Source organism: Actinomyces massiliensis 4401292, assembly GCF_000269805.1.
In the GTDB taxonomy this organism is placed as follows: domain Bacteria; phylum Actinomycetota; class Actinomycetes; order Actinomycetales; family Actinomycetaceae; genus Actinomyces; species Actinomyces massiliensis.
The window spans coordinates 379200-401417 of record NZ_JH711481.1 but is presented as its reverse complement, the minus strand read 5'-3'; the positions used below and the strand labels follow the sequence as shown (position 1 = coordinate 401417).

The following is a 22218-nucleotide window of genomic DNA, read 5'->3' as shown; positions in this document are numbered from 1 at the left end:
TGTTTGTCGCAAGATTTGTAGCGGCAAAACTATGGGATCGTCCGTGGCGAAACTATGTGATGACTGTAGGCGAATGTGCGGGTTGGGTCGTGGCGTTCCTATGGATGTCGCAGAATAGGGCGATATTGTCGGCTATAGTCGAACTATGGAGGAGCTCCTCGATCGTGGTGTGCTGGGCAGGGCTCGTGAGTATCTGGGCTTCTCTCCCGTGCTCGTCGTCCAGGGCGCCCGTCAGACGGGAAAGTCGACGCTCGCCCGGATGCTCGCCCCCGATGGGTCCCGCTCGCTCACATTGGACGACTCGGGCGCTCTGGATGCCGCCCGGGAGGACCCGCGCGGCTTCGTGGAGCAGGCGGGTGATGGTCTGCTCGTCATTGATGAGGTGCAGCGCCTTCCTGAACTGACGCTCGCCGTCAAGGCGGCGGTCGACCGCGACCGGCGACCCGGTCGATTCATCCTCACCGGCTCATCGGATGTGGCGCGGATCCGCGGAGACAAGGATTCGTTGGCGGGGCGAGCCCTCAGCGTGCGTCTTCACCCGCTCAGTCAGGCCGAGCTGCGGGGCAGCCTGGGGCGCGGCGCCTTCGTCGATCGACTGCTGGAACGGATCGATGATCCTGCCGGACTGGCAGTCGCGGTCCCGCCGTCGCGCGTCGACGTCGTCGAGCTGCTTCTGCGCGGTGGTTACCCCAGTATTCGGGAGGCGGGCACGAGGCTGCGCACAGCCTGGCTGTCCGACTACGTCGAGCGCCTGTTGGGCGTGGACGCCCGGGAGGGCGGCGGCCGACTGGATCCGCTGCGACTCGCTGCTGTGCTGAGACTCATCGCCGCCAATCAGTCCGGTGAGCTCGTCAAAGCCCGGATCGCTCAGGAGGCTGCACTGTCCGCCGCCTCTGTCACCGGTTACCTGGACGCCCTCGACCGGCTCTACCTCACAGAGGATCTTCATCCATGGGCCGTGAACCTGACCGCTCGCGAGATCGGAAGGCGCAAGGTGCGGGTGGGGGACTCCGGTCTTGCGGCCTGGCTGTGCGGTGCGAGCGTCGGCCTGCTCAAGGACGTCGTGCGCGGCGGCAAGGTTTTCGGGGCGCTTCTCGAAGGATTCGTCGTTGGCGAGTTGAGTGCTCAGGCGGGTTGGGCCGAGGTCGACTACCGGCTGTACCACTACCGGGACCGTCGAGGTCTTGAGGTCGATGTCATCATCGAGCTCGGCGATGGTCGTGTCATCGCCGTCGAGGTGAAGTCGGCTGCGGGACTGACCGGCCGGCACTTCGCCGGTCTGACGGACCTGAAGCGGAAGCTGGGGGACCGGCTGGCTGCGGGCGTCGTCCTCGCCCCTGTGGATGAGCCGATGCGCTACGCCGAGGGATTGTGGGGCCTGCCGCTGAACACGCTGTGGGAATGACGCCCGACGACTGCGCCGTTGGCGAGGCGCTCGGGTGCGGATGACCCGGCCCCGAGATGCATGCCCCGGCCGGGGCAACGGCGAGGCTCCGTGTATGTAACGATTTGGCAACTACAGTGACCGAATGGGGTACCAGCGGAGAGCCTTCAGGCACGGCGTCGAGCGCGAGGACATCGAGCAGGCGCTCCGTCACCCCTGCGAAGTGCACTTCCACGACGGGTACGTCATGGTTCTCGGGTCGGATCGACTCGGTGATCTGCTCGAGGTCGCGGTCGATGAGATGGGGCAGGTCTTCCATGCCAGGAGAGCTCGATCGAAGTACGCCAGGAGGCGATGACCATGCGCAGCATGAAGAAGATGCTCCACGAGATCGAGCAGGCCAACATCGGGCAGGGGCCTGACGTGACGACCTGGACCAGTGATCCCTACCTGATGGGCATCACCATGGCCCAGCTCCGGCTCGCCGCCGCCGAGGCCGATCTCGATGCGGCTGTTGTCCGGGCGCGCGAGAACGGGCGCTCCTGGCAGCAGATCGGAGACATCCTGGGCATGACCAAACAGGGCGCGAACAACAGGCTCGGCGCCTGACCGGAACGGTTCGAGTCTGCCGGCGCTGTCGAGTGGCGGCGCCGTCCTGACGCGGCATGATGGTCGTATGCGTGACCTCTCCCGCCCGTCTGAGCCATGTCGTGCCGTTCAGGAGCGCATGGCCGCTGAAACCGCCGCCCGCACCGCTGCCGCGGCTCCCGCCGTCGCCCTGTCCGAGAATGCCGGCGCCCCGTCGGCCCTGCGCGCCGCCCTGGCCGACGCCATCGCCGACTACGCCCCCGAGATCATCTCCCTATCGCACGATATTCATGCCCATCCCGAGGTCGGATACCGCGAGCATCATGCGGTGGCCGCGGTGGCTGACCTCTTGCGGGCCCATGGCATTCAGCCCCGAGTCGGGGTCTACGACATGGATACGGCTTTGCGCGCCGAGATCGGGACGGGCGCCCCGGAGTCTGCCGGTTCTGCTGGTTCTGCCAGTACCGCTGGCACCGCTGGCACCGCCGGTTCTGCTGCGAGCGCCCCCGCCCCACCATCGCCATTCTTGCCGAGTACGACGCCCTGCCCGGCATCGGTCATGCCTGCGGACACAACGTCATGTGCGCCAACTCCGTGGGAGCCTTCCTCGCATTGGCCGCTCTGGCGCTCCATGAGGACGTCGCGTTGCCCGGTCGGATCATTCTTCAGACCACTCCTGCCGAGGAGCCCGACACCGCCAAGGAGATCCTCGCCCGGCGCGGCATGCTCGACGGCGTTGATGCTGCCATTCAGACCCATTCCTACGCCTACGACCTGGCCGATCAGACCTGGCTGGGGGTGCGTCGTATCCGTGCCGTGTTCACAGGCGTGGCCGCGCATGCCGCGTCGCAGCCCTTCATGGGGCGCAACGCCCTTGATGCCGCCTCCCTCGCCCTGGCCGGGATCGGCATGATGCGCCAGCAGATCCTGCCCATGGACCGCCTTCACGCCGTCGTGGTGGATGGCGGTCGGGTTCCCAATGTCATTCCCGAGCGCAGTGAGCTGAATATCTTCGTGCGCTCGAAGTATCCCGAGACCCTCAAGGACCTGGTGGGGCGCGTGGAGGATCTTCTGCGCGGCGCCGCCCTGATGACCGGCACTGGAGTCGAGATCATCACCCCCGAGTACACCAATGAAATGCCGGTGCGCACCAACGGGCCGCTCACCGCCGCCTGGGTCCGTTCCCAGCGCGAGCGCGGCCGTGATCCGCTGCCCACCGGGGTCGTGCCCGAGACGATCGCGGCGGGCACCGACTTCGGCAATGTCTCCCAGCGCGTGCCCGGCATCCACCCGCTCATCAGGGTCACCGACCGTCCCGATGTCGCCCTCCACACTCGGGAGATGGAGAGGGCCGCCGGCGGCGCCGTCGATGTCGAGCACTTCTGGGGCTGAACCGATCTCGGCGCGGGTTGCGACCGATTTCGGCGCGGAAGCGGACCGATCTCGGCGCGGGTTGCGACCGATTTCGGTGCGGAGTACGACCGATCTCGGCGGTGCCAGGTGCTAGGCGAGGGCCTCGCGCAGGACGTCCAGCCCCACGCTGCCCAGGCGCAGCGCTCGGGCGTGGAAGTCCTTCAGGCTCGCTCCGCCCGCAAGCGCGCGATCCCGCGCGTCCTCCCACAGCCGCTGCCCGACCGCGTACGACGGCGCCTGCCCCGGCCATCCCAGGTAGCGGTCCAACTCGAAGCGCAGGAATGACTCGTCCATCGCCACGTTGTGCCGCAGAAAGGCCCAGGCGCTGCCCGCATCCCAGATGCCCTCGCCCACGCCGGGCAGATCCGTCAGCTCGGGCGGCCGCTCCTTGCCCAGGTGCACACCGATGTCGAGGACGACCCGGGCCGCGCGCAGGCGCTGGGAGTCGAGCATGCCCATGCGGTCGCCCGGATCATCCTGAAAACCCAGGTCCGTCATGAGCTTCTCGGCGTACAGGGCCCAGCCCTCGCCGTGCCCGCTCACCCAGCAGACCAGGCGGCGCCAGGAGTTGAGCTCGTCGCGCAGGAGGGTCTGCATGCCGATCTGCAGATGGTGGCCGGGCACGCCCTCGTGGAAGACGGTGGTGCGCTCCTGCCAGGCGGCGAAGTCCTCGGTCCCCGCCGGCACCGACCACCACATGCGCCCCGGCCGGGAGAAGTCGTCACTCGGGCCGGTGTAGTAGATGCCGCCGGTGGCCGACGGCGCTATGCGGCACTCCAGGGTTCGCAGCGGGGCGGGGATGTCGAAGTGGACCCCGTCGAGAGCCGCTATCGCAGCGTCGGAGGTCTCCTGCATCCATGCCTGCAGCGCCCGCGTGCCATGGATGGTGCGCTCGGGGTCGGTGTTGAGCCGGTCCAGAGCCTCGCGCACGCTCACCCCGGGCCCGTAGAGCTGCTCGGCGATCGCCCGCTGCTCGGCGTCAATCGCGGACAGGCGCTCCCGGCCCCATTCGTAGGTCTCATCCAGGTCGACCACAGCGCCCAGGAAATGCCGGCTGAAGCGCTCATAGCGCTCCCGGCCCACGGCGTCGGTGTTGCCCGCATACGGCAGGATCTCATCGGTCAGCACCTGGGCGATGCGGACGTAGCCCTTTCGAGCGGTGGCGGCGGCCGAGCGCAGATCCTCGGCCATCACCGCCGACAGCGGTGCGCCGTCGGCGGTGATAGCGCTGTCGACCAGGGCCGTGTAGGAGCTCGTGTCCTCCGCGGCCTGGATGTGCGCTTGGGAAATGACGGCCTCGACCTGGCGCCGCGCCGCGACGTCGCCGCAGGAGAGCGCCAGACGCAGGCACTGGGCGTACTGGTCCAGCGCCCGGGGGACGTCGCGCAGGGCGGAGGCGAAGTCCGCCCAGTCCTCCTCAGTGCGGGTGGGCATGTTGTCGAATCCGTCCCGCAGGCTCTGTACCGGCGAAGCGACGACGTTCAGGCAGCGCAGCTCCTCGCCGGCGTCGGCCAGGTCCACGCTCACCCCGAGGCGCTCGCGCATGGCGGCCACGGTGATGCGATCCACGTCGTCCGTGGGTGAGACGGCATCCAGCTCGCGCAGGGTTGAACGGTCCAGGTCGCTCAGGGCAGCCAGGCCTTCTGGGGAGTAGTCGTCGAGCTCGCCGCGGCGGCCGGGCAGCCCGTTGTAAACGGCGAACTCGGGGGACAGGTCGGCAAGGCGTGCGACGTAGCGATCGGCGATGGCGTCCACGTCGGTGGCGGTGCGGGTGGTGCTGGGGGTGGAGGGTGTCGAGGAAGGTGTAGAGGAAGCAGCGGACTCAGAATGGGACCGGGTCATGGGTTGAGCCTATGGCACGTACATTGTTTTCGCATGATTCCGCGGTTCTGTCTGGCGCAAGTCGCACCTGGGCGTGCAACACACGTCCTGCGCGACTCTTTGATGCAGGAGGCGCCCCGTCGTCAGACGACGAGCAGCCATGTCAGCCAGGCTCCCGCTCCCAGGTAGGGGCCGAAGGCGATTGCCGTCTTGCGGTCCGCCCGGTGCAGGGCCATCAGCACGAGAGCGGCCAGGCCGCCGGTGAAGAATCCCAGAATGATGCCCATGATGGGCGCCTCGGCGCTGAGCTGCCCGAGCCACAGCGCGCAGAGCGCGCTCAGCTTGACGTCCCCGAATCCCAATCCCGAGGGCAGCAGCGCCATGACGACCATGACTATCCCGATTCCGAGCGCGGCGAGTGCAGCGCGGCCCACGGGCCACAGTGCTCCGAGTGCTCCGGCTGCCCCGGATGTCTCCGTTCCTCCAAGGGCCGACGAGAGCATCTCGGCTCCGAGATGCAATCCGGTCGCGGCGATCAGCCATAGCGCCGCCCAGCCGAGCAGTCGATTGGGCAGGCGGTGGCTGACGGCATCGACGCAGCAGGCCACCCCCAGGACGGCGACCAGTGGGAGCGCCACAAGCGTGTCTGCGAGGGCCCTGTCGACTCCCCGCCAGAGGATGGGCCCCATCAGCGCGAGTGCGATCAGAGCCTGGAAGCGCCTTTCCAGGAGCCAGGGGCGGCGGATCTGCGGTGCGTGCGTGGAGTCTGTCGAGTCCGTCGCGGCGAGACGGGCCACGTACTCTCGGGCGGCAGAAGCGGCCGGTCCGGCCGCCAGGACCAGGGCGGCGATGGCCACTACGGCGGCGGTCAGGGCTGCGATCAGGGCTGTCGGCATGGGTGAAGCCTTTCACGCCTAGCCCATGCGCGGGCGTTCTCAGTTCCGGGAGGGCTTGTTGAGGGCATGCGGAGAAGCTGAGGCGGTGAGGCTGAGGTCTCTTCAGGCTCTGCTGCCCGCGCAAGTCGCTTTGACGAGGTTTGATGAGACCGCTTCGATCGGCTGAGAGAGCCTGAGAGAGCCTGAGAAATTCATGGAGAGCCGGCTTGCCACGGGCGCTCCATGAGCGAGAGCCTGGCCCGCATGCCCGTCACTATTACGCCATCCGACCTGCCGACGCCCCGCCACGGCGACGCCCCTTACACGATCTCCATGGTCTGCACCGGCAACATCTGCCGCTCGGCCATGGCCGAGATCGTGCTCATCGATCGCCTGACTGCTGCCGGAGTCCCCACCTCGGGGCGCACCGGCGTCGTCGTGACCTCCGCGGGCGTCTCCGATGAGGAGCGCGGCAACCCCATCGACCGCCGTGCTCGTCGTCTTCTGGCCGAGCGGGACTACGGCACCGGAGGTGACGCCGCCGCCCGTGCGGTCACCGTCGCCATCACCGGCCACGCCGCCCACCGGATCGGGGACGCCGAGCTCGCGGGCGCCGACCTGGTGCTGGCCATGACCTCGGCCCACCGCCGCGAACTCCTGCGTCGCGCCGAGCGCCTCGGCGTCGACGCCGATCGCATCCGCATGTTCCGCGAACTCGACCCGGCTGCCGGTGCGGAGCGGCACTGGGCCGGCGCCGATGCCCGCTACGAGCTGGATGTGCCCGACCCCTGGTACGGGACGATGGAGGATTTCGTCGAGACTCTTGATGTCGTCGAGCGCGTGTGCGATGCCGTGGCTCCCGCGCTGGTGGAGCTGTCGGAGCAGCGGCAGCAGCGTTGAGGAGCGGCCGGGCGGCGTGCTGAGTTGGGCCGCCCCGGCGCCCGGGCGGCCCGGCTCACTTTCTGGGTTTGCTCGGGCTTATCCGGGCATGCTCTGGCTTATCCCAGGTGTTCGTCCAGCCAGCCGGTCACGGTGGCCAGGTACTCCTCGCGCGCCGGTGAGGGCGAGAGTGCCAGGTCGTGCACTCCGCCGGGGATCTGCCGGACGGTGACGTCCGTCCCGAGGAAGGCGGCGCGCTCGATGATCTGCTCGACCGACAGCACGATGTCGCTGTGCAGCGCCTCTTCCGGACTCGCCTCGGGGCTGCTCGACGTCGTCGAGCAGCACACGAGTACGGGCGCCTCGATGCCCAGCCCGTGGCGCACCTCCCGTTGGAGCCGGCGGATTCCCGCCAGGAATCCGGCTCTCACCGGGAAGGCCGGCGAGGGCTTGAGCCGCAGGTCCCAGTCCCACTCGCCGCCCCAGCGCCGGTGCAGGACCCGCACGTAGAGATCGGCCTCGACCGGTCCGGGGCTGCCTTCCGCCGTGACTCCGGCTCCGGGGGCGGTGATGCCGGCCTCCGCGTCGCCCGGACTCTGGGCGCTCGCGGCTTCGGCGGCCAGGCGTTTGCGCGCCTTGGCCTCTGCCGGGTTGTCGATGATCCGCTCCGGGCTCCGCCGCGAGAGCACATCGACGTAGGCGGACCCGTAGGAGCGGATGAGCCCGGAGGCGTTCAGCTGGAGCCAGGGGGAGTTGAGGACTACCGCCTCCACGCTGCCGGGGTGGTCCGCTGCCCAGATGGCCGCCTGCAGTCCGCCGGTGGAGTGGCCGTTGAGAACGACGGCGCTGTGCCCGTGCTCGGAGCGGATGATTCGCAGGGCCTCGCCGATCTCCTCGTCGTGGATGCGCAGGTCGCGCACGTCGTGCGGGGAGGGGTGGCCGATGCCCGCCCGCCCGCAGGTTCGCAGGTCCAGGGCGTAGAACTCGTAGCCGGCCTGCAGGAAGGCGTCGGCCAGGTGGGTCTGGAAGAAGTAGTCGTTGCGGCCGTGAAGGTAGAGGACGGCTCGTTCATGGCGGGGGGCTGCTTGGGTGCCGGCTGCCGGGGCGGCCCCGCGCTGGTGGACCAGGACGGCGTGGTCCGCGTTGGGGGCCGCAGTTTCATTGAGGGCGACGTCGATGCGACGGGCCACCCATGGCTCTCCCAGGATGTCCGTGCTCACCTTGGGTGTGGAAGACGCGGGGGGCGCTGTAGCCGGGATGGGAGGCGAGGCGGAGCCGGTGGGCTCGGCGTGCGTGGCATGTGCGGCGGGCCCGGTCGGCCCGGAGGGCTCGGTGGGGGCGGTCTCGGTCATGTGGAGCATCCTGGCACGGTCTGAGCGGGTTGAGTGAGTGGGGCGGCGGAGGTGGGGCGGCAGTGAACGGCTTGACGTGCCGCATGCGATTCAGCGCGGTTAGATGTTGATGCGGCGTAGGAGGTTGGGGGGTGGGGTTTGGCCGGTGAGTATGTAGGCGCGGAAGATGGGGACGGCCTGTTGGCCGGTGAAGACCTCTTCGGGGTGGACGTGGGTGGTGAAGGGCTCGTCGCCTCCGTTGTTCCAGGACAGTGGCACCCATGTGTTCGGGTCCCGAACCGGCTCGCGGGCCACGACGTAGTGGGCATAGCCCTCCGTACTGTCGGGCACTCGCACCTCGACCGTCATCGCCCGGTTGGAACCAGCCGCCTGCATGTAGAACTCCCCCCACCCATCCTTGGAGACCTCGTCGGGGTGGGTCTTGCCCTCGGGCAGCGCCCACACACCCAGGGCGAAGCGCTTCTCCCCAGTGAAGAAAGTGGGATATGTCAGCATGCGAGAAAATTCATCGGCTATTTTTTCCGGGGTTTGGGGTAGGGTGAATCCCTCGGAGTGCCCAAATTCATTATCTACCGTCCAGGTGACCAATCGTCTCATCGCTCTCTCCTTATTGTGGGTATTCTGGGAATTGTTGTTTATCCACGTATTCTACGTGGACTTGGGTGATTTTGATGGTTCGTCCGTCGCTGAGTGTGACGTATGCTGGATTGTCCGGGGAGACCTGTGCGTCGAAGGCCCTTTGATCCGTTTCGTAGTGGCCGCCTCCCGATTTGACTTCCAGGCCCTCCCAGGTGCCGTCCTCGGTCAGGATGAACCTATCGTAGAAGCGCGGTCTCCCGGTGCCGTTGATCCGCGCAGCGCGCTTCTCGTTGACGATCTCCTGCAGCGGGTGGCCCAGCTCCTCCATGTTCTTACGGTATTGTTCGGTTCCTTGCCATTCGGAGGGTTCGTAGGCATGGGATCCCCCGTTGCCCTCGGCGTACTGGCCCTTGTGATCCCTGCCGTCGCGGGGGTCGATGTCGGGTTTCGGTTCGGGCTGTGCTTTGCGCCGTCCGCTGCCGCCGTATCCGCTTCCCTGCTGGGCGCGCCACATGGCACCGTTGTCGGGCCTGCCCTGGGGGCGCGGGGTGCGGCGGGGGTCGGCGTGGGCGGCGCGTGGTCCAGACATACCCCGGGCTGCTTTTTCGGCTTGGTTCCAGCGGCGAGATTCTTGGGCTGCTTGGCGCCCATAGCGGGCGACTCCGCCGAACACGCCGGCCATGGCGGCCGCCCATACTGTGGCGTCCAGGACCATCTCGGCGGGTGTATGCGAGGAGACATACCCGGCAGCCGTTTCCTTGGGATCACGCACGAACCTGGCAGCATCATGCGCCGAACCGAGCATGGCCATTCCCATGCTCACCTCGAATGCCGCCCCCAGAGTACCCCCGGACAGCACGATCAGCGCCCCGGCCGTCACCATCAGCAGATCCTGATCCACAGGCGTCATGGAGTCCCACAGATTGCCGAACATATCCAGAATCCCGGCCAGGGTGCGCCACCGTCAGGCGCCGATACCGCAGCAGCGGGTGGTGCGCAGGCATGCGTGAGATGCATCCCTTCACGGCCTAGGACTTGCGTCCCTCTGCTGGTAGCGCTTACTGTTCAACCGACCATCTAGAGCAGCCGAGAGACCTGGCTCATCGACGTTGCAGCAACCTCCGCTTAGCGGTGCAGGTGCTTCCGCCAGGACCGATGGAGGAACGAGTGAGCGTGAATTCCGCAACCACTGGCGAGCCGGACGAGATCGCCGCTCCGACAGGCGCCCCTGACGCGGACGAGTCCATGATCTCCCTGCGCGACGTCCACAAGGTCTACCGCTTGCGCGACGGCTCGCAGGTCCACGCCCTGGACGGGCTCTCCCTCAACATCCCGGCCGGCTCCATCCACGGCATCGTCGGCACCTCCGGCGCCGGCAAGTCCACCCTCGTGCGCTGCCTGACCGCCCTCGAGCGCCCCACCTACGGCGAGGTGCGCGTCGCCGGCCAGGACCTGACCACCCTCAGCGCCAACGAGCTGCGCAAGGCCCGGCGCGCCATCGGCATGGTCTTCCAGCACGCCAACCTCCTCGACCAGCGCACCGCCGCCCAGAACATCGCTTACCCCCTGGACCTGGCCGGAGCCCAGAAGGGCCAGCGGCACGAGCGGGTCTCCCGGATGCTCGAGCTCGTGGGCCTGGCGGACCGCGGCTCCTCATACCCCGCTCAGCTGTCCGGCGGCCAGAAGCAGCGCGTCGGCATCGCCCGGGCCCTGGCGGACGAGCCCGCCGTCCTCCTGTGCGACGAGCCCACCAGCGCCCTCGACCCCGAGACGACCCGCTCGATCCTCGACCTCATCCGCGACGTCCGCGACCGCCTCGGCGTCACCGTCGTCATCATCACCCACGAGATGAGCGTCGTCCGCAGGATCTGCGACTCCGTCAGCCTCCTGGAGGCCGGGCGGATCGTCCAGTCCGGCCCCATCGAGGACGTCGTCTCCGACGTCGATTCCCGGCTGTCCCTCGAACTCGTGCCGCCCCCGGACGTGCCCAAGGCCGCCCTCGTCGCCGGCAGCCCCGAGGACACCGACGACGAGGCCGCTGGAGCCGGCGATGCGGATCATGCTGGCAGTACTGACAGTGCTGAGAGTGCCGTCATCGACGTCGCCCTGACCGCCCACTCGGGCGAGCCCGCCGCCGCCCAGGTGCTCTCCCTGGTGGCCGAGCAGGGCGCCGATGTGGCCGGGGGCGTCTTCGAGACCCTCGGCACCGCTCAGGTCGGGCGGCTCGCCCTCACCATTCCCGCCGATCGTGCCCGGGCTGCCGTTGCGGCCCTGCGGGAGGCCGGCATCACCGCGGAGGTGCGCTCATGATTCCGACTGCTCTGACCGCCACAGCCGCATCCGCCCTCGCCGTCAGGGCGCCGGGCCTGGCGACCGCGCTGGCTGCCGGCTCGAGCCCGAACGGCACCTGGTTCAACAACTCGGCCATCCAGCGCAGGCTGTGGCCCGCCACTATCGAGACGCTGGAGATGACTCTGCTGTCCGGGGGCCTGACCATCATCCTCGGGCTTCTCCTCGGGCTCGCGCTCATCTCCACCGGCAGCCGCGGCCAGCATCCCAATCGCTTCATCTACGAGACCCTCTCCCAGATCGTCAACATGGGGCGCTCAATGCCCTTCATCATCCTCATGGTCGCGATCATCCCGCTGACCCGCATGCTCGTGGGCACCTCCCTGGGCTGGCAGGCCGCCTGCGTGCCGCTCACGGTCGGGGCGATCCCCTTCTACGCGCGCCTGGTCGAGACCGCCATCAACGACGTCGAGCACGGCAAGGTCGAGGCCGCCCTCATGATGGGGGCATCCAGCCGTCAGATCACCTGGGGCGTCCTCGTGCGCGAGGCTCTGCCCACGCTCGTCCGCTCCGCCACCGTCACCATCATCACCCTGCTCGGCTACACCGCCATGGCGGGCACCGTCGGCGGAGGCGGCCTGGGCGACCTCGCCATTCAGCACGGCTATCAGCGCAACGACACCGACGTCATGGTCATCGTCGTCGTTCTCATCGTGGCGATCGTCGGCATCATCCAGGTCTGTGGCGACATGCTCAGCCGGCTGGTCGACCACCGCTGAGCCTCGACCAGCCGGAGTGAGTGCTCGCTGATGCGGCCGTTTCGGGCTGCGCGCGCAAGTCGCTTGGGACTCGGCATCACCTCATCAGTTTCTCCCTGCCCTCAAGGCCCCCGAGCCGTTCACGAACAGGAACCACTATGACCACCAGCATCTCCCGTCGCACCGTCCTCGCCGGAGGCCTCACTGCCGCCGCCGCTCTGACTCTGGCCGCCTGCGGCAAGTCCTCCTCCGGAGTGGACGGCATCAAGGTCAGCGGCGACACCGCCACCATCACCGTCGGCGCCACCCCGCAGCCCCACGTCACCATCCTGCAGTGGATTCAGGACAACCTCGCCGCCGACGCCGGCCTGAGCCTGGAGATCAAGGAGATCAACGACTACCAGACGCCCAACTCCTCGCTGAACGATGGCGCCCTGGCGGCCAACTTCTACCAGACGCCCAACTTCCTGGCCCAGCAGATCCAGGAGAAGGGCTACAAATTCACCTCACTGGCCGACGTGCATGTCGAGCCGCTGGGCATCTACACCTCCAAGGGCTACACCTCCGTCGATCAGGTGCCCGACGGCGGAAAGGTCATCCTCAACTCCGACCCCGCCAATACTGCGCGCGGCCTGAAGCTCGTGGAGTCGACGGGCCTGATCACCCTCGACCCCTCCGTCGAGCTGCCTACGGAGCTCGACATCACGGACAACCCGAAGAATCTCGAGTTCACCAAGGTCGATGGCGCGCAGGTGGCCAACTCCAGGGCCGACGCGGACCTGGCCGTCATCAACGGCAACTACGCGCTCGACGCCGGCCTCACGCCGAGCAAGGACGCGCTGGTCCTCGAGCAGGCCAAGGACAGCCCCTACGCCAATGAGCTCGTCGTGCGCACCGCGGACCAGGACAACGAGTACCTCAAGAAGCTCGCCGAACTCATGACTTCCCCCGAGCTCAAGACGTACATCGAGCAGAACTGGACCGACGGCTCTGTGCTTCCGGCGTTCTGACGGCGATGGGCCGGGCGGCCGGGTGGCCGGGTTGCGGGCTCGCTGCCGAGTGCCGGCCTAGCCTCCCGGCCCCACATGCATCGAGGTCGACTTTTTCGAACGAAGTTGGCGGTGGCACCGTCGATCTCATTCGAAAAAGTCGACCTCGATGGCTGTCCGAATGCTTCCTCTTGGAGGTTTATTCGTGGGTCTCTACGTGTCGTTCTCGGGGGGGGGTGGTTGTTTTCGGTGGGGCGGCGTGCTGGTGGGGTGGGTTGATGGGGCTTGTTGGGCTGGGTGTGTCCAAAACGGAGGTGATTAAAGCTCCGGTGGCGTGGGTATCTCGAAGAAACCGTGCGATGACCTGGTGTTTTCGGCGTGTTTCCGGTGTGCCTCAGTGTCGCGCTGCATGGTGCCCGGGCTGATCTCCTCCGTTTTGGACATCTGGCGTCCTCAATGCGCCGTGCTGGCACCAGGGCAGGGCTGTCCCCGGGGCGCTCAAGGGCGCGCGAGCATCATCGTGGACGAAGGTGTGCGCCGCCAACACGGGTTCAAGGCCGATCACGAGAGCCGGGAACTTCGTCATCAGGGATCAAGCCGGCGTTGAGGGCGGCAGCCCCGTTGACGGCCAGAACCTCCGCCACCCCCGGCCTTCGCTACCGAGTCGCCCCGGGCTCGACCAACCACGCATCCCGCCCTCGACTCCTGCGGGCTGACAATGGCTAGATTGAATGAGGGCTTCTGACCTATCTCGGCTGCCGGGTGATGAATCCTGACATGCCGGGAACTGTGAAGGCGACGACACCATGATCGGGGGCATATATGAGGCCTTTATGAAGAAGGTTCGCACGAGTAGGACCAAGGCTGTTGGTCTTTTTCTGGAGGCGGGCAGCAATTTCTCCAGTCCCGATTCCTGCGTCTCCTTCGGGACACATAGCACGTAAGTAGCGTTTCTCTGCGGTGGTCGTGCGATCCCAGCGTGCGCGGAAGAAACCGTTGTCAAGCTGGTTGTGGCCGGTAGCGACGCCAGCTCTAGCATCGGCGAGTGTAATCGTTGAACCAGTTGCTGTATTCCATGCTTCTTGGCCGAATTGCTGAATGAAATATGGGTATCGTCCTGATTCTTTGACAACGTAATCAACGGCGTCGTCATCCCAGGACTCCCCAGCCTCTTCTGCTGGTTGGATTAATGCAGTCTTTGCTGCCTTTGCGTCAAGAGTTTCGACTTTGATGTATTGGAATCGTTCAGAATATGACTTTGCTTCCGCTAACGCCTGCGGCAAACTGGGGAGGCCTGCAAACGCAAATAGAACAGGCCAGTTGTCTTGAGCGGCGGCTTGGGCAACAACGGCTAGAGTCTTCGATTCGTCTTTATTTAGGTCTTGTGCTTCATCAATAAGAATCGCTAGGCCTGCTTGCTTCTCAGCTGCAGCTAGCGCTACATCTTTCATGATTTTTTTCAGATCGGTTTCGAGTATTCCAGTGTCGGCTCCGCCGCCAGGAAATTCTTTGAGGTCGATGCCAAAGTCCCATTTTCCTGAAGCGTCATAGGAGGCTTTGAATGAAAGGGCGGTCTTAAGTGCCTTAATTAGCCGTTTTCCGGCGGATGGGTGTGTGATATCGGTGAGTGGAGCATAGAGTCCTTCGCCGAGCATCTCGCGCAAGGGGCGATCGGGATCCGCCTCAACCTGGACGGTGATCCAGCTTCGTGCCTCGGCGTCGTGGCGGAGCTTTGTGAGAAGAACCGTCTTTCCTACGCCGCGAAGGCCATAGAGGATCAGTGGTTGGTCGGTGATGTTGCGCTCTGCACGCTGAAGAGCGATCGACCAGGACCGGATGGCGTCGTCGCGGCCAACGAGTGCACCGGGTCGTCTGCCGGCGCCGGGGACGTACGGGTTGCGGATAGGGTCCACGATAATATGCCCCTCATGGTCCAAGTGTAGCAATCTCTACCCAAGTATAGCGTTTCACTACACTTCCCTATACCTTGCTATAGTCGTTAGACGTGCTGGACGCCGCTCGGTTGCTCACGCGGGATGCGGTCGACATGTGTGACATCTTGTGATTGGTGTTGGCCCGTGCCCATGCGTCGATCTCGTTCGAAAAAGTCGACCTCGATGAGCGTGAGAGGTGGGAGGGGTGAGGTAAGTGCAGGGTGCGCGGTGAGGGAGCAGCTACTCACCGCTCCCTCACCGCGCGCCTCATTCACTCCGCGGCCGCATTGGCGCCCTTAGAATCGGCCACCTCCTTCGCCTTATCCTCGGCCATGTTCCCAACCTCAGCGCCGGCCGCCTCGCCGGCCTTCTGACCATCCTCGGCCGACGCCGACGCCGAGGCTCCCGACGCCTCTGACCCCGACGTCCCCGCCGACGCCGACGCCCTGAGCTCGGCGCGGGCCGCCTTCGGATCGTTGGCCGCCAGGCGCCTGATGTAGCGCTGGTACCACGCCAGCGCCAGGCCGAGGAACACGACCACGCCGCCCACGTTGTACACGAGCGTGAGCCACAGCGCCTGGTCCACCGGCGTCGTCCCCGCGATGAAGACGAAGCTGAACACCGCCAGCAGGAACACCGTAATCGCCAGTCCCGTGGTCCGCGAGCCCATGCGGAACTCGCGCTCCGCACCGTCGTGGCGCAGCCGGAGCACCAGGTAGGCCAGCAGGATGAGCAGCGGCGGGATGAGCGCCGTCGCCGCCGTCATGTTGACGACGATCTCGAGCAGATCATTGATATTGCCCGATCCCAGTGCCGGGATGATGAGGATCGGCACCACGATGGCGAACTGCAGCCATGCGGCCCGCCACGGAATGCCGTGCTCGTTGAGCTCGATGACCTTCTCCCCGAACACGCCTCGCGGGATCTCGGAGAAGAAGATCTTGACCGGCGTCGACGTCCACATGAGCAGCGATCCCAGCGTCGCCGCGAGCAGAATCAGCCCGACAATGCGGTAGGTGACCAGCACCGGGATTCCGAAGTATTCGCCGACGGCGCCCATGACCACGAACAGGCCGTTGGACAGCTCTAGCCCGCCCACCGGGACGAAGACATTCATGAGCAGCGAGGCCACCGCGTAGAGCAGGCCGATCATGAGCCCGGCGACGACGATCGTGCGCACGAAGGCCTTGACGCCGCCGCGCAGATCGTTGAGGAACACACCGACGGACTCCGCGCCGCCCACGCCCTGGATGATCCAGGCCAGCGTCCCCAGGAAGGCCCACGTGGTCGCGAAGGACGAGGTGTCCGGAGCGAGCGCGCCCATGGTGATCGGGGTGGCCGGCTCCACGCCGCCCGCCAGCGCGATGAGCGACATGACGACGAAAACACCGGTGAGGACGAGTACCGCGGTCGCGCCCACCGACGTGATCGTGCCGATCCACTTGGCGCCCTTCGTCGATACCCAGGTCGCCACGGCGAAGATCACGATCGACAGCCCCGTGATCGCCCATGGCGACATCGTCTGCTCGTCGCCCGTGACCAGGTATGAGGTGAAGACCAGCACGAGCGGCAGCAGGGACGCGAAGAAGAAGAGGTTCACGAACCAGTAGCAGAAGGCGGCCATGAAGGCCCAGCGGCCGCCCATCGAGGTCTTCACCCACTGGTACACGCCGGACTCCGAGTCGCGGTTCATGGCGACGAACTCGGCGATGATCAGCGTGAACGGCACGAAGTACAGGATCGTGGCGAGGAAGAACGCCGGTGCTGAGGCCAGGCCGATCGCCACGTTGTTGTTGATGACATTTCGGATGTTGAAGACGGCGGACACCGTCATGGTGAGAAGCGCGAATTGACCGATTCGCGCTCTGGTCTCGGACGACATGGGGAGAGTGCCTTTCTGACGGGAAATCGGGTGTGGGAAAGCCGGGAAAGCCCCGAAGGCCGGGGAAAGCCGGGTGGACGGGGAGCGGGAGAGGACCGGTCGGGCGAAAGTGCCTACTTAGGAGCTCCTACTTATTGGGGAAGGACGCCCCCTCGACGGTGACGCGGATGATCGCCGCCTGGCCGCCGTTGCCGGGCATCAGCCGGAAGGCCTCGTCGAGCCCGACGACGCCGAGACCTCCGGCGGGAACGGTGGTGGCGCTCGCGGCGCCCGCCCCGGCGGCGCTCGCTCCGCCGGCGCTCAGGACCTCCCGGTCGCTGAGGTCGTCGTAAGGGGCTCGCACATCCGCCTCCGCGACGGGAACGACCTCGACCGCGAGATCGGCGTCAACGGCGTGCAGGACGGTGAGGTACCGGCGCGAGGCCACGAATCCGTCGCCGGTCCTCCAGGCTGCGAGCAGCCCCTCTGCCGGACCCCTCCAATAGGTCAGGGAGTCGCCGATCGAATGAGCGATGCCCGGCTCGATGCGGTCGAGATTCTCGATCGCCTGGCGCGTGCGCTGCCACTTCTTGGCGTCTGCGCGCTCGCGGACGAGTGCCTCCGGGTCCTGGAAGATCCTCATGACGTCAGGCTCCTATCGCGTCGGCCGGCAGCGGCGGTGACGGTGGTAGTGGGATCGAGGAGTTCTCGGCCGGGCCGCCGAGACGGATGGGGCCGGCCTTGACGGCTGCTCCGGCGTCGGGGCAGGCATCGGGGCCGTCGAGGGGGATGAGATCGAAGGAGAAGGCGAAGTCCTCGAATCGGGTCCGGTAGGCATCGAGCACCTCAGAGCCCCAGGAGTTCGAGCCGAGCCCGAGCAGGCGGTGGTTGACATTGACGGTGACGTTCTCGCGCACGATGAGGTCGGTGCGATGGCGCGCGGCGTCGATGTCCTGACAGGTCCACGGCCATACCGAGAAGTAGAAGTCCTCCGGCGGACTCCCCGCCGCATGTTCGCTCCCGCGGGCGACCGTAGGAGCGGTCTGCGGGAGCGCGGCGTCCGCCCGGTTCGGGCCTCCGCCCGGCGTCCGCGCCACCGCCAGTCCCGTCCCCCGCGAGTCGGTGAGCGCGAACCAGCGGACCCCGCCGCGGTTGGCGCAGTCCTGCGGCACCACGTACGGCGTCTGCATGTCCTCCACGGTCGAGGTCCATCTGCCGACGACGGCGGCCGCCCGGGAATCCGGGTAGTTCTCGCCCGGCCCGAGCCCCAGCCACGTGACCTCGCGACCGGTGCCGGGGGCCTCGAAGGTGATGCCGATTCGGGGAATGATGTCGTGGTAGTCGCCATAGGTGCGACCGCTGGCGCTCAGGCTCACGCCGCAGGCCGTCACCGTGTACGTCAGCGTCGCCTCGACCCCGAGATCGAGGGCCGGCGGGGCGATGAGTTGGACGACCTCGACGACGACGCCCTCGTCCTCCTCACGCCAGGCGACCGAGCGGGTGGAGGTCTGCATGACCTGCAGGTGCCGGCTCGTCCAGAGCTCGTCGCTCTCCTGCTGATGGTTGTCGATCAGCGGCGTCCAGAAGCCGATCGCGGGGGGTCCGGTCAGGACGCGGCGCCCTCGGCGCATCCACAGGCTCAGGGCACCGGTGACGGTGTCGAAGCGCACCTCCTGGTGATCGCTCGTGATCACGAGCTCGTCGCAGTCGATGCGCGCGCGGCAGGGGCGACCCGCTTCAGACGCGCGCGGCCGCATCCGGGCGGCCGCATCCGGGCCGGTCCGATCGGCGACGAGGAACTGGTAGACGCCCAGCTCGTGGCCCTGGGGCGCCCAGGCGGTCGCCGCCGTCGAGCGAACGCGGACGGTCAGGTGGGTCGGGCCCTCCGCCGCCGGCTCGACGGGGCAGGGCAGGGCCGTCTCCTGCTGCGGGGCGAGCGCGCCGGGCGGCAGCGTCCGGACCGATTCGGTCACGCCGTCGACGACGCGCTCCAGATCGAGGACGACATCCGAGGCGTCGGTGAAGAAGCGGCCGTTGCGCACATGCAGCACTCCGTCCGACCAGGAGACGGAGATCGGGCACAGGACCTGTTTGTACTCGGCCAGCCCGGGACTCGGCTCCTGCCAGGGGAAGACCAGTCCATCGATGCAGAAGTTCGCGTTGTTCGGGTAGTCGCCGTGGTCGCCGCCGTAGGTGTGGTACTCGCGGCCGTCCTCGGTGGCGGCGGCCAGGCCGTGGTCGCACCACTCCCAGACGAACTGCCCCTGGATGGACTCCCAGCGGTCGATGACCCGCTGATACTCGGCCAGGCCGCCGGGGCCATTGCCCATCGCATGGCCGTACTCGCACAGAATGCGCGGCTTGGCGTGAGGGTGCTCGCCGAAGTCGTTCATCTGGGACACGCGCGAGTACATCGTCGAGATCACGTCCACGCACTCGGCGTCACGATCCTCCTCGTAGTGCACGGGCCGCGGGTCGAGCTCCTTGCAGCGTGCGTACATGGCCCGGATGTTGCAGCCGAATCCCGATTCGTTGCCCAGCGACCACAGGACGATGCAGGCGTGGTTGCGCTCCTGGGCGACCAGGCGCTCGATGCGGTCGACGAAGGTGGTCTCCCAGTCCGGGTCGTCGGTGATGCGGGCGATATCGCCGACGTTCTCGAAGCCGTGGGTCTCCAGATCCGTCTCGGCGACCACCATGAGGCCGATCTCGTCGCACATCTCGTAGAAGCGCGGGTCGTTGGGGTAGTGGGAGGTCCGCACCGCGTTGATGTTGTGGAGCTTCATGAGCTCCAGGTCGCGGCGCACCCGCTCCATGTCGACGGCGCGGCCCCGGCGGTCGTCGTGGTCGTGGCGGTTGACGCCGCGCATCTTGATGTAGGCGCCGTTGAGCAGGAGGCGACCGTCCTGGATGGTCGCCTCGGCCAGCCCGAGGCGGTGGGGCACCGTCTCGGCCACGGCGCCGTCGTCGTCGCGCACCTCCATCAACAGGTCGTAGAGCGCGGGCGACTCCGGGTTCCATGTGATCGCGTCGGGGACGTGCACGGTGGAGGGCGCATCGTCGGTGGCGACGCCCTCCGCGTGCGAGCCGTCCGGGCCGGTGAGGGACCACCGGACGTCGCGGGCTCCGCGCGTGGTCACCTCCAGGGTGACGTCGGCGCCGCCGTCGGCGGTCAGGCGAGTGCAGGTGCGGAACTCCTCCAAGCGCACCGCCGGCCGGGTGATGAGGTAGACGTCGCGGAAGATCCCGGAGGCCCACCACATGTCCTGGTCCTCGACATAGGTGCCGTCGCAGTACTGCAGGACCTTGATGGTCAGGAGGTTCGTCTCCCGGTTCAGGTGCTCGGTGACATCGAGCTCGGCGCTGAGACGCGAGCCCTTCGTCATGCCGACGAAGCCGCCGTTGACGTAGACCTCGGCGTAGGAGTCCACGCCGTCCAGGCGGAGGATGGCCTGCTCGCCGGGGCCGAGTGCGGGCCGGGGCAGTTCCCGCTGGTAGACGCCCGTCGGGTTCGCGGAGGGGACCAGGGGCTGTCTGACCGGGAAGGGGAAGCCCTCGTCGGTGTACTGCAGCCGGCCGTAGCCATCGATCTGCCACAGGTGCGGGACCCGGACCTCGTCCCAGTCGGGGTGGGGCGAGGCGAGGTCGTCCTCGCGGACTCGGCCGGGGGAGTCGAAGAGGCGGAAGGACCACGCGCCGCTGAGGTCGGTGAAGCCCGTGGACAGCCTCCGGTCGCGGGTGGTCGCGGCTTCGGCCGAGGAGTAGCCGAAGAAGTAGGCCCGGGCCGGCAGTCGGTGCCGGTGGGGCAGGCCGGGATTCTCCCAGTCGTTCGAGTTCGCCATTGATCGTGCTCCTAGTGGGACCCAGCTGGGTGGGGAAGCGGGGAAACGGTTCCATGGTGATGTGGAACCGGTTCCACAAATGTAGGCGGAAGCCGTCCGGAGCGCAAGCAGGATGCGAATCCCCGCCTGTTCGAGCAGGATGGAGCCGTGACATCTCCGGGCAAGCGCGCGACCATCGCCGACGTCGCCCGCGCCGCCGGCGTCGCGCCCTCGACCGTCTCCCGGGTGCTCAACAACTCGCCGAAGAGCTCGCGGAAGGCCCGTGATCGAGTGATGCGCGCCATTAAGGAGACCGGATTCGTCGTCAACCGCCAGGGGCGCGCGCTCGCCGTCGGCAGGTCCGAGGCCATCGCGCTGCTCTTCACCGACCCTCTCGAAGAGCTCTTCACCGACCCGACGTATGCGCGCCTGTGCCATGGGATCGTCTCCCGGCTCGCGGACGGCCCGAACCTCCCCATGATCCTGGAGGCGGCCACCCGGGCCGAGCGCGAGCGCGTCGTCGAGCACATGGGCAGGGGCGCCGTCGATGCCGTCATCGTCATCACGCCCTACGAGGGGGGTGAGCTCCTTGCCCGGCTTCGTGAGCTCGGACTGCCCGTCGTCCTGTGCGGCCAGCTCGAGGGCGATCCCTACCGCGGTGTTTTCTCAAGCGTCTACTCCGATGACGTCGAGGGCGCGGCGCTCGCCGCCCAGGCCCTCGTGGACGCGGGCAGGAGCGAGGTCATCTGCGTGATGGGCCCGGCCGGGAACCCGGCGTCAGCGGATCGCCTCCGCGGCTATCGGCGGGTGCTCGGCGAGCGCATGGGCGCCGACCGGGTCATCCACACCGGCTGGGATCAGCTCAACGGGCACCGGGCGATGCGCGAGCTCCTGGAGGCCGGCATCCGCTTCGACGCCGTCCTGGCCGGCTCGGACCGCATCGCCATCGGCGCTATTGAGGCCCTGCGCGAGGCCGGGAGGGATGTTCCGGGCGACGTCTCGGTCATCGGGTTCGATGATCACGCCCTGGCCGCGCAGTGCAGCCCGGGCCTGACGACCGTTCACCAGCCGCTGCGCGAGGAGGGTGCGCGCGCCGCCGAGCTCGTGCTCGCCATGATCGACGGGGCGCCCCCCGAGACGGTCGTCATGGAGATGCGCCTGGTCGAGCGGGCCTCAGTCTGACCGGGGTTGAGCGGGTCTGAGTGGGGTTGAGTGGTTCAGGGCGGGATCGGCGCCTTCCGCCGGCGCCCGCGGCCGGTTGCCGGCCCGCGTCAGTTCCAGAGAACGACGGGGAACGAAAGAGAATGACAGGGAAAGACTCGGCCCGCGGGCCGAGGTATGTCCCCCGGCCCGCGGGCCTGCGTCATCAAGGAGCCCTGCCCCGGAGTTCCCAATCCCCGGGGAGTGCACCTCCTTCGCCGGGACGGTCAGCGACGGGCTCCCTAAGACCCATCCTGACCTCGGCGACGAACCGGTCGATGGGCTCCCCAACCCTCACGGTCCGCCCCGCCCGGCGGTAACGATTATGTAACAGGACCGGACTGGAAAGTTACTCCGGTAAGCCTGAGAAATGCCTAGGAAACTGATTCCCCGGGTCGATCCGGGCCGTTGTGGCGCAGTCGTTCGTCGTGCATTCATCGTGAATTCCAGGATGAGCGGCTCGTCGCACAAGCGG

The 22218-nt window shown here is 67.3% G+C and carries 17 protein-coding genes, 1 pseudogene and 1 riboswitch; of the genes and pseudogenes, 9 read left to right on the top strand and 9 right to left on the bottom strand.

Going from position 1 to position 22218, the window contains the following annotated elements; translation table 11 throughout:
- The first annotated feature begins 145 nt into the window (after window positions 1-145).
- The 4 genes and pseudogenes from W5W_RS0101700 to W5W_RS16530 all read left to right on the top strand — a co-directional run bounded on the left by W5W_RS0101700 (window position 146) and on the right by W5W_RS16530 (window position 3364).
- Window positions 146-1405, top strand: a complete 1260-nt coding sequence (locus W5W_RS0101700; protein WP_008732337.1) for an ATP-binding protein — start codon at window positions 146-148, stop codon at window positions 1403-1405.
- Between the two features lie 124 nt (window positions 1406-1529).
- Complete coding sequence (locus W5W_RS0101695; RefSeq protein ID WP_017194088.1) at window positions 1530-1742, top strand: hypothetical protein; 213 nt, start codon at window positions 1530-1532, stop codon at window positions 1740-1742.
- 2 nt (window positions 1743-1744) lie between these two features.
- Complete coding sequence (locus W5W_RS0101690) at window positions 1745-1993, top strand: hypothetical protein (protein WP_238533219.1); 249 nt, start codon at window positions 1745-1747, stop codon at window positions 1991-1993.
- Window positions 1994-2060: 67 nt separating this feature from the next.
- Window positions 2061-3364, top strand: a pseudogene (locus tag W5W_RS16530) (amidohydrolase).
- A gap of 111 nt (window positions 3365-3475) precedes the next feature.
- Here W5W_RS16530 and W5W_RS0101680 read toward each other — a convergent pair.
- Together W5W_RS0101680 and W5W_RS0101675 are read right to left on the bottom strand one after the other, a co-directional pair.
- Window positions 3476-5227: a DUF885 domain-containing protein gene (locus W5W_RS0101680; protein WP_017194086.1), complete on the bottom strand. Its 1752-nt coding sequence runs from the start codon at window positions 5225-5227 to the stop codon at window positions 3476-3478.
- A gap of 122 nt (window positions 5228-5349) precedes the next feature.
- On the bottom strand, window positions 5350-6102 hold the full coding sequence (locus W5W_RS0101675) for an A24 family peptidase (protein WP_008732336.1): 753 nt from the start codon (window positions 6100-6102) through the stop codon (window positions 5350-5352).
- Between the two features lie 222 nt (window positions 6103-6324).
- Here W5W_RS0101675 and W5W_RS0101670 point away from each other — a divergent pair, with 222 nt between their 5' ends.
- A complete protein-coding gene (locus tag W5W_RS0101670; RefSeq protein WP_017194085.1) occupies window positions 6325-6981 on the top strand; it encodes an arsenate reductase/protein-tyrosine-phosphatase family protein in 657 nt (218 codons plus the stop codon).
- Window positions 6982-7079: 98 nt separating this feature from the next.
- Here the strand turns inward: W5W_RS0101670 and W5W_RS0101665 are convergent, their stop codons facing one another.
- The 3 genes from W5W_RS0101665 to W5W_RS0101655 form a co-directional block, all read right to left on the bottom strand.
- Window positions 7080-8312 carry an alpha/beta hydrolase gene (locus W5W_RS0101665; RefSeq protein ID WP_017194084.1) on the bottom strand — a complete coding sequence of 411 codons (1233 nt, stop codon included), beginning with the start codon at window positions 8310-8312 and terminating at the stop codon, window positions 7080-7082.
- 99 nt (window positions 8313-8411) lie between these two features.
- On the bottom strand, window positions 8412-8807 hold the full coding sequence (locus W5W_RS0101660; protein ID WP_017194083.1) for a hypothetical protein: 396 nt from the start codon (window positions 8805-8807) through the stop codon (window positions 8412-8414).
- A gap of 112 nt (window positions 8808-8919) precedes the next feature.
- Window positions 8920-9825, bottom strand: coding sequence for a hypothetical protein (locus W5W_RS0101655; RefSeq protein WP_017194082.1), 906 nt, complete (start codon window positions 9823-9825; stop codon window positions 8920-8922).
- A gap of 136 nt (window positions 9826-9961) precedes the next feature.
- Window positions 9962-10053, top strand: a riboswitch (SAM riboswitch).
- A gap of 11 nt (window positions 10054-10064) precedes the next feature.
- Between W5W_RS0101655 and W5W_RS0101650 the strand changes: the two genes are divergently transcribed.
- The 3 genes from W5W_RS0101650 to W5W_RS0101640 all read left to right on the top strand — a co-directional run bounded on the left by W5W_RS0101650 (window position 10065) and on the right by W5W_RS0101640 (window position 12948).
- Window positions 10065-11201 carry a methionine ABC transporter ATP-binding protein gene (locus tag W5W_RS0101650; RefSeq protein WP_017194081.1) on the top strand — a complete coding sequence of 379 codons (1137 nt, stop codon included), beginning with the start codon at window positions 10065-10067 and terminating at the stop codon, window positions 11199-11201.
- Window positions 11198-11959: a methionine ABC transporter permease gene (locus W5W_RS0101645; protein ID WP_017194080.1), complete on the top strand. Its 762-nt coding sequence runs from the start codon at window positions 11198-11200 to the stop codon at window positions 11957-11959. Before W5W_RS0101650 ends, W5W_RS0101645 begins: the two co-directional genes overlap by 4 nt.
- Window positions 11960-12096: 137 nt before the next feature.
- Window positions 12097-12948 (top strand): MetQ/NlpA family ABC transporter substrate-binding protein, encoded by an 852-nt coding sequence (locus W5W_RS0101640; RefSeq protein ID WP_017194079.1) that lies wholly within the window; start codon window positions 12097-12099, stop codon window positions 12946-12948.
- Window positions 12949-13673: 725 nt separating this feature from the next.
- Here W5W_RS0101640 and W5W_RS15450 read toward each other — a convergent pair.
- From W5W_RS15450 to W5W_RS14425, 4 genes are all read right to left on the bottom strand, one after another.
- A complete protein-coding gene (locus W5W_RS15450; RefSeq protein ID WP_081486177.1) occupies window positions 13674-14840 on the bottom strand; it encodes an ATP-binding protein in 1167 nt (388 codons plus the stop codon).
- A gap of 292 nt (window positions 14841-15132) precedes the next feature.
- The gene (locus tag W5W_RS0101625) at window positions 15133-16743 is read right to left on the bottom strand and encodes an amino acid permease (RefSeq protein WP_017194076.1); all 1611 of its coding nucleotides are present in this window, start codon (window positions 16741-16743) and stop codon (window positions 15133-15135) included.
- 127 nt (window positions 16744-16870) lie between these two features.
- The gene (locus tag W5W_RS0101620) at window positions 16871-17365 is read right to left on the bottom strand and encodes a NanQ anomerase/TabA/YiaL family protein (RefSeq protein WP_017194075.1); all 495 of its coding nucleotides are present in this window, start codon (window positions 17363-17365) and stop codon (window positions 16871-16873) included.
- Between the two features lie 4 nt (window positions 17366-17369).
- Window positions 17370-20564 (bottom strand): glycoside hydrolase family 2, encoded by a 3195-nt coding sequence (locus W5W_RS14425; protein ID WP_017194074.1) that lies wholly within the window; start codon window positions 20562-20564, stop codon window positions 17370-17372.
- Window positions 20565-20711: 147 nt separating this feature from the next.
- On the opposite strand from W5W_RS14425, the gene W5W_RS0101610 reads away from it, so the two are divergent.
- A complete protein-coding gene (locus tag W5W_RS0101610; RefSeq protein WP_017194073.1) occupies window positions 20712-21725 on the top strand; it encodes a LacI family DNA-binding transcriptional regulator in 1014 nt (337 codons plus the stop codon).
- The last annotated feature ends 493 nt before the right edge of the window (window positions 21726-22218 follow it).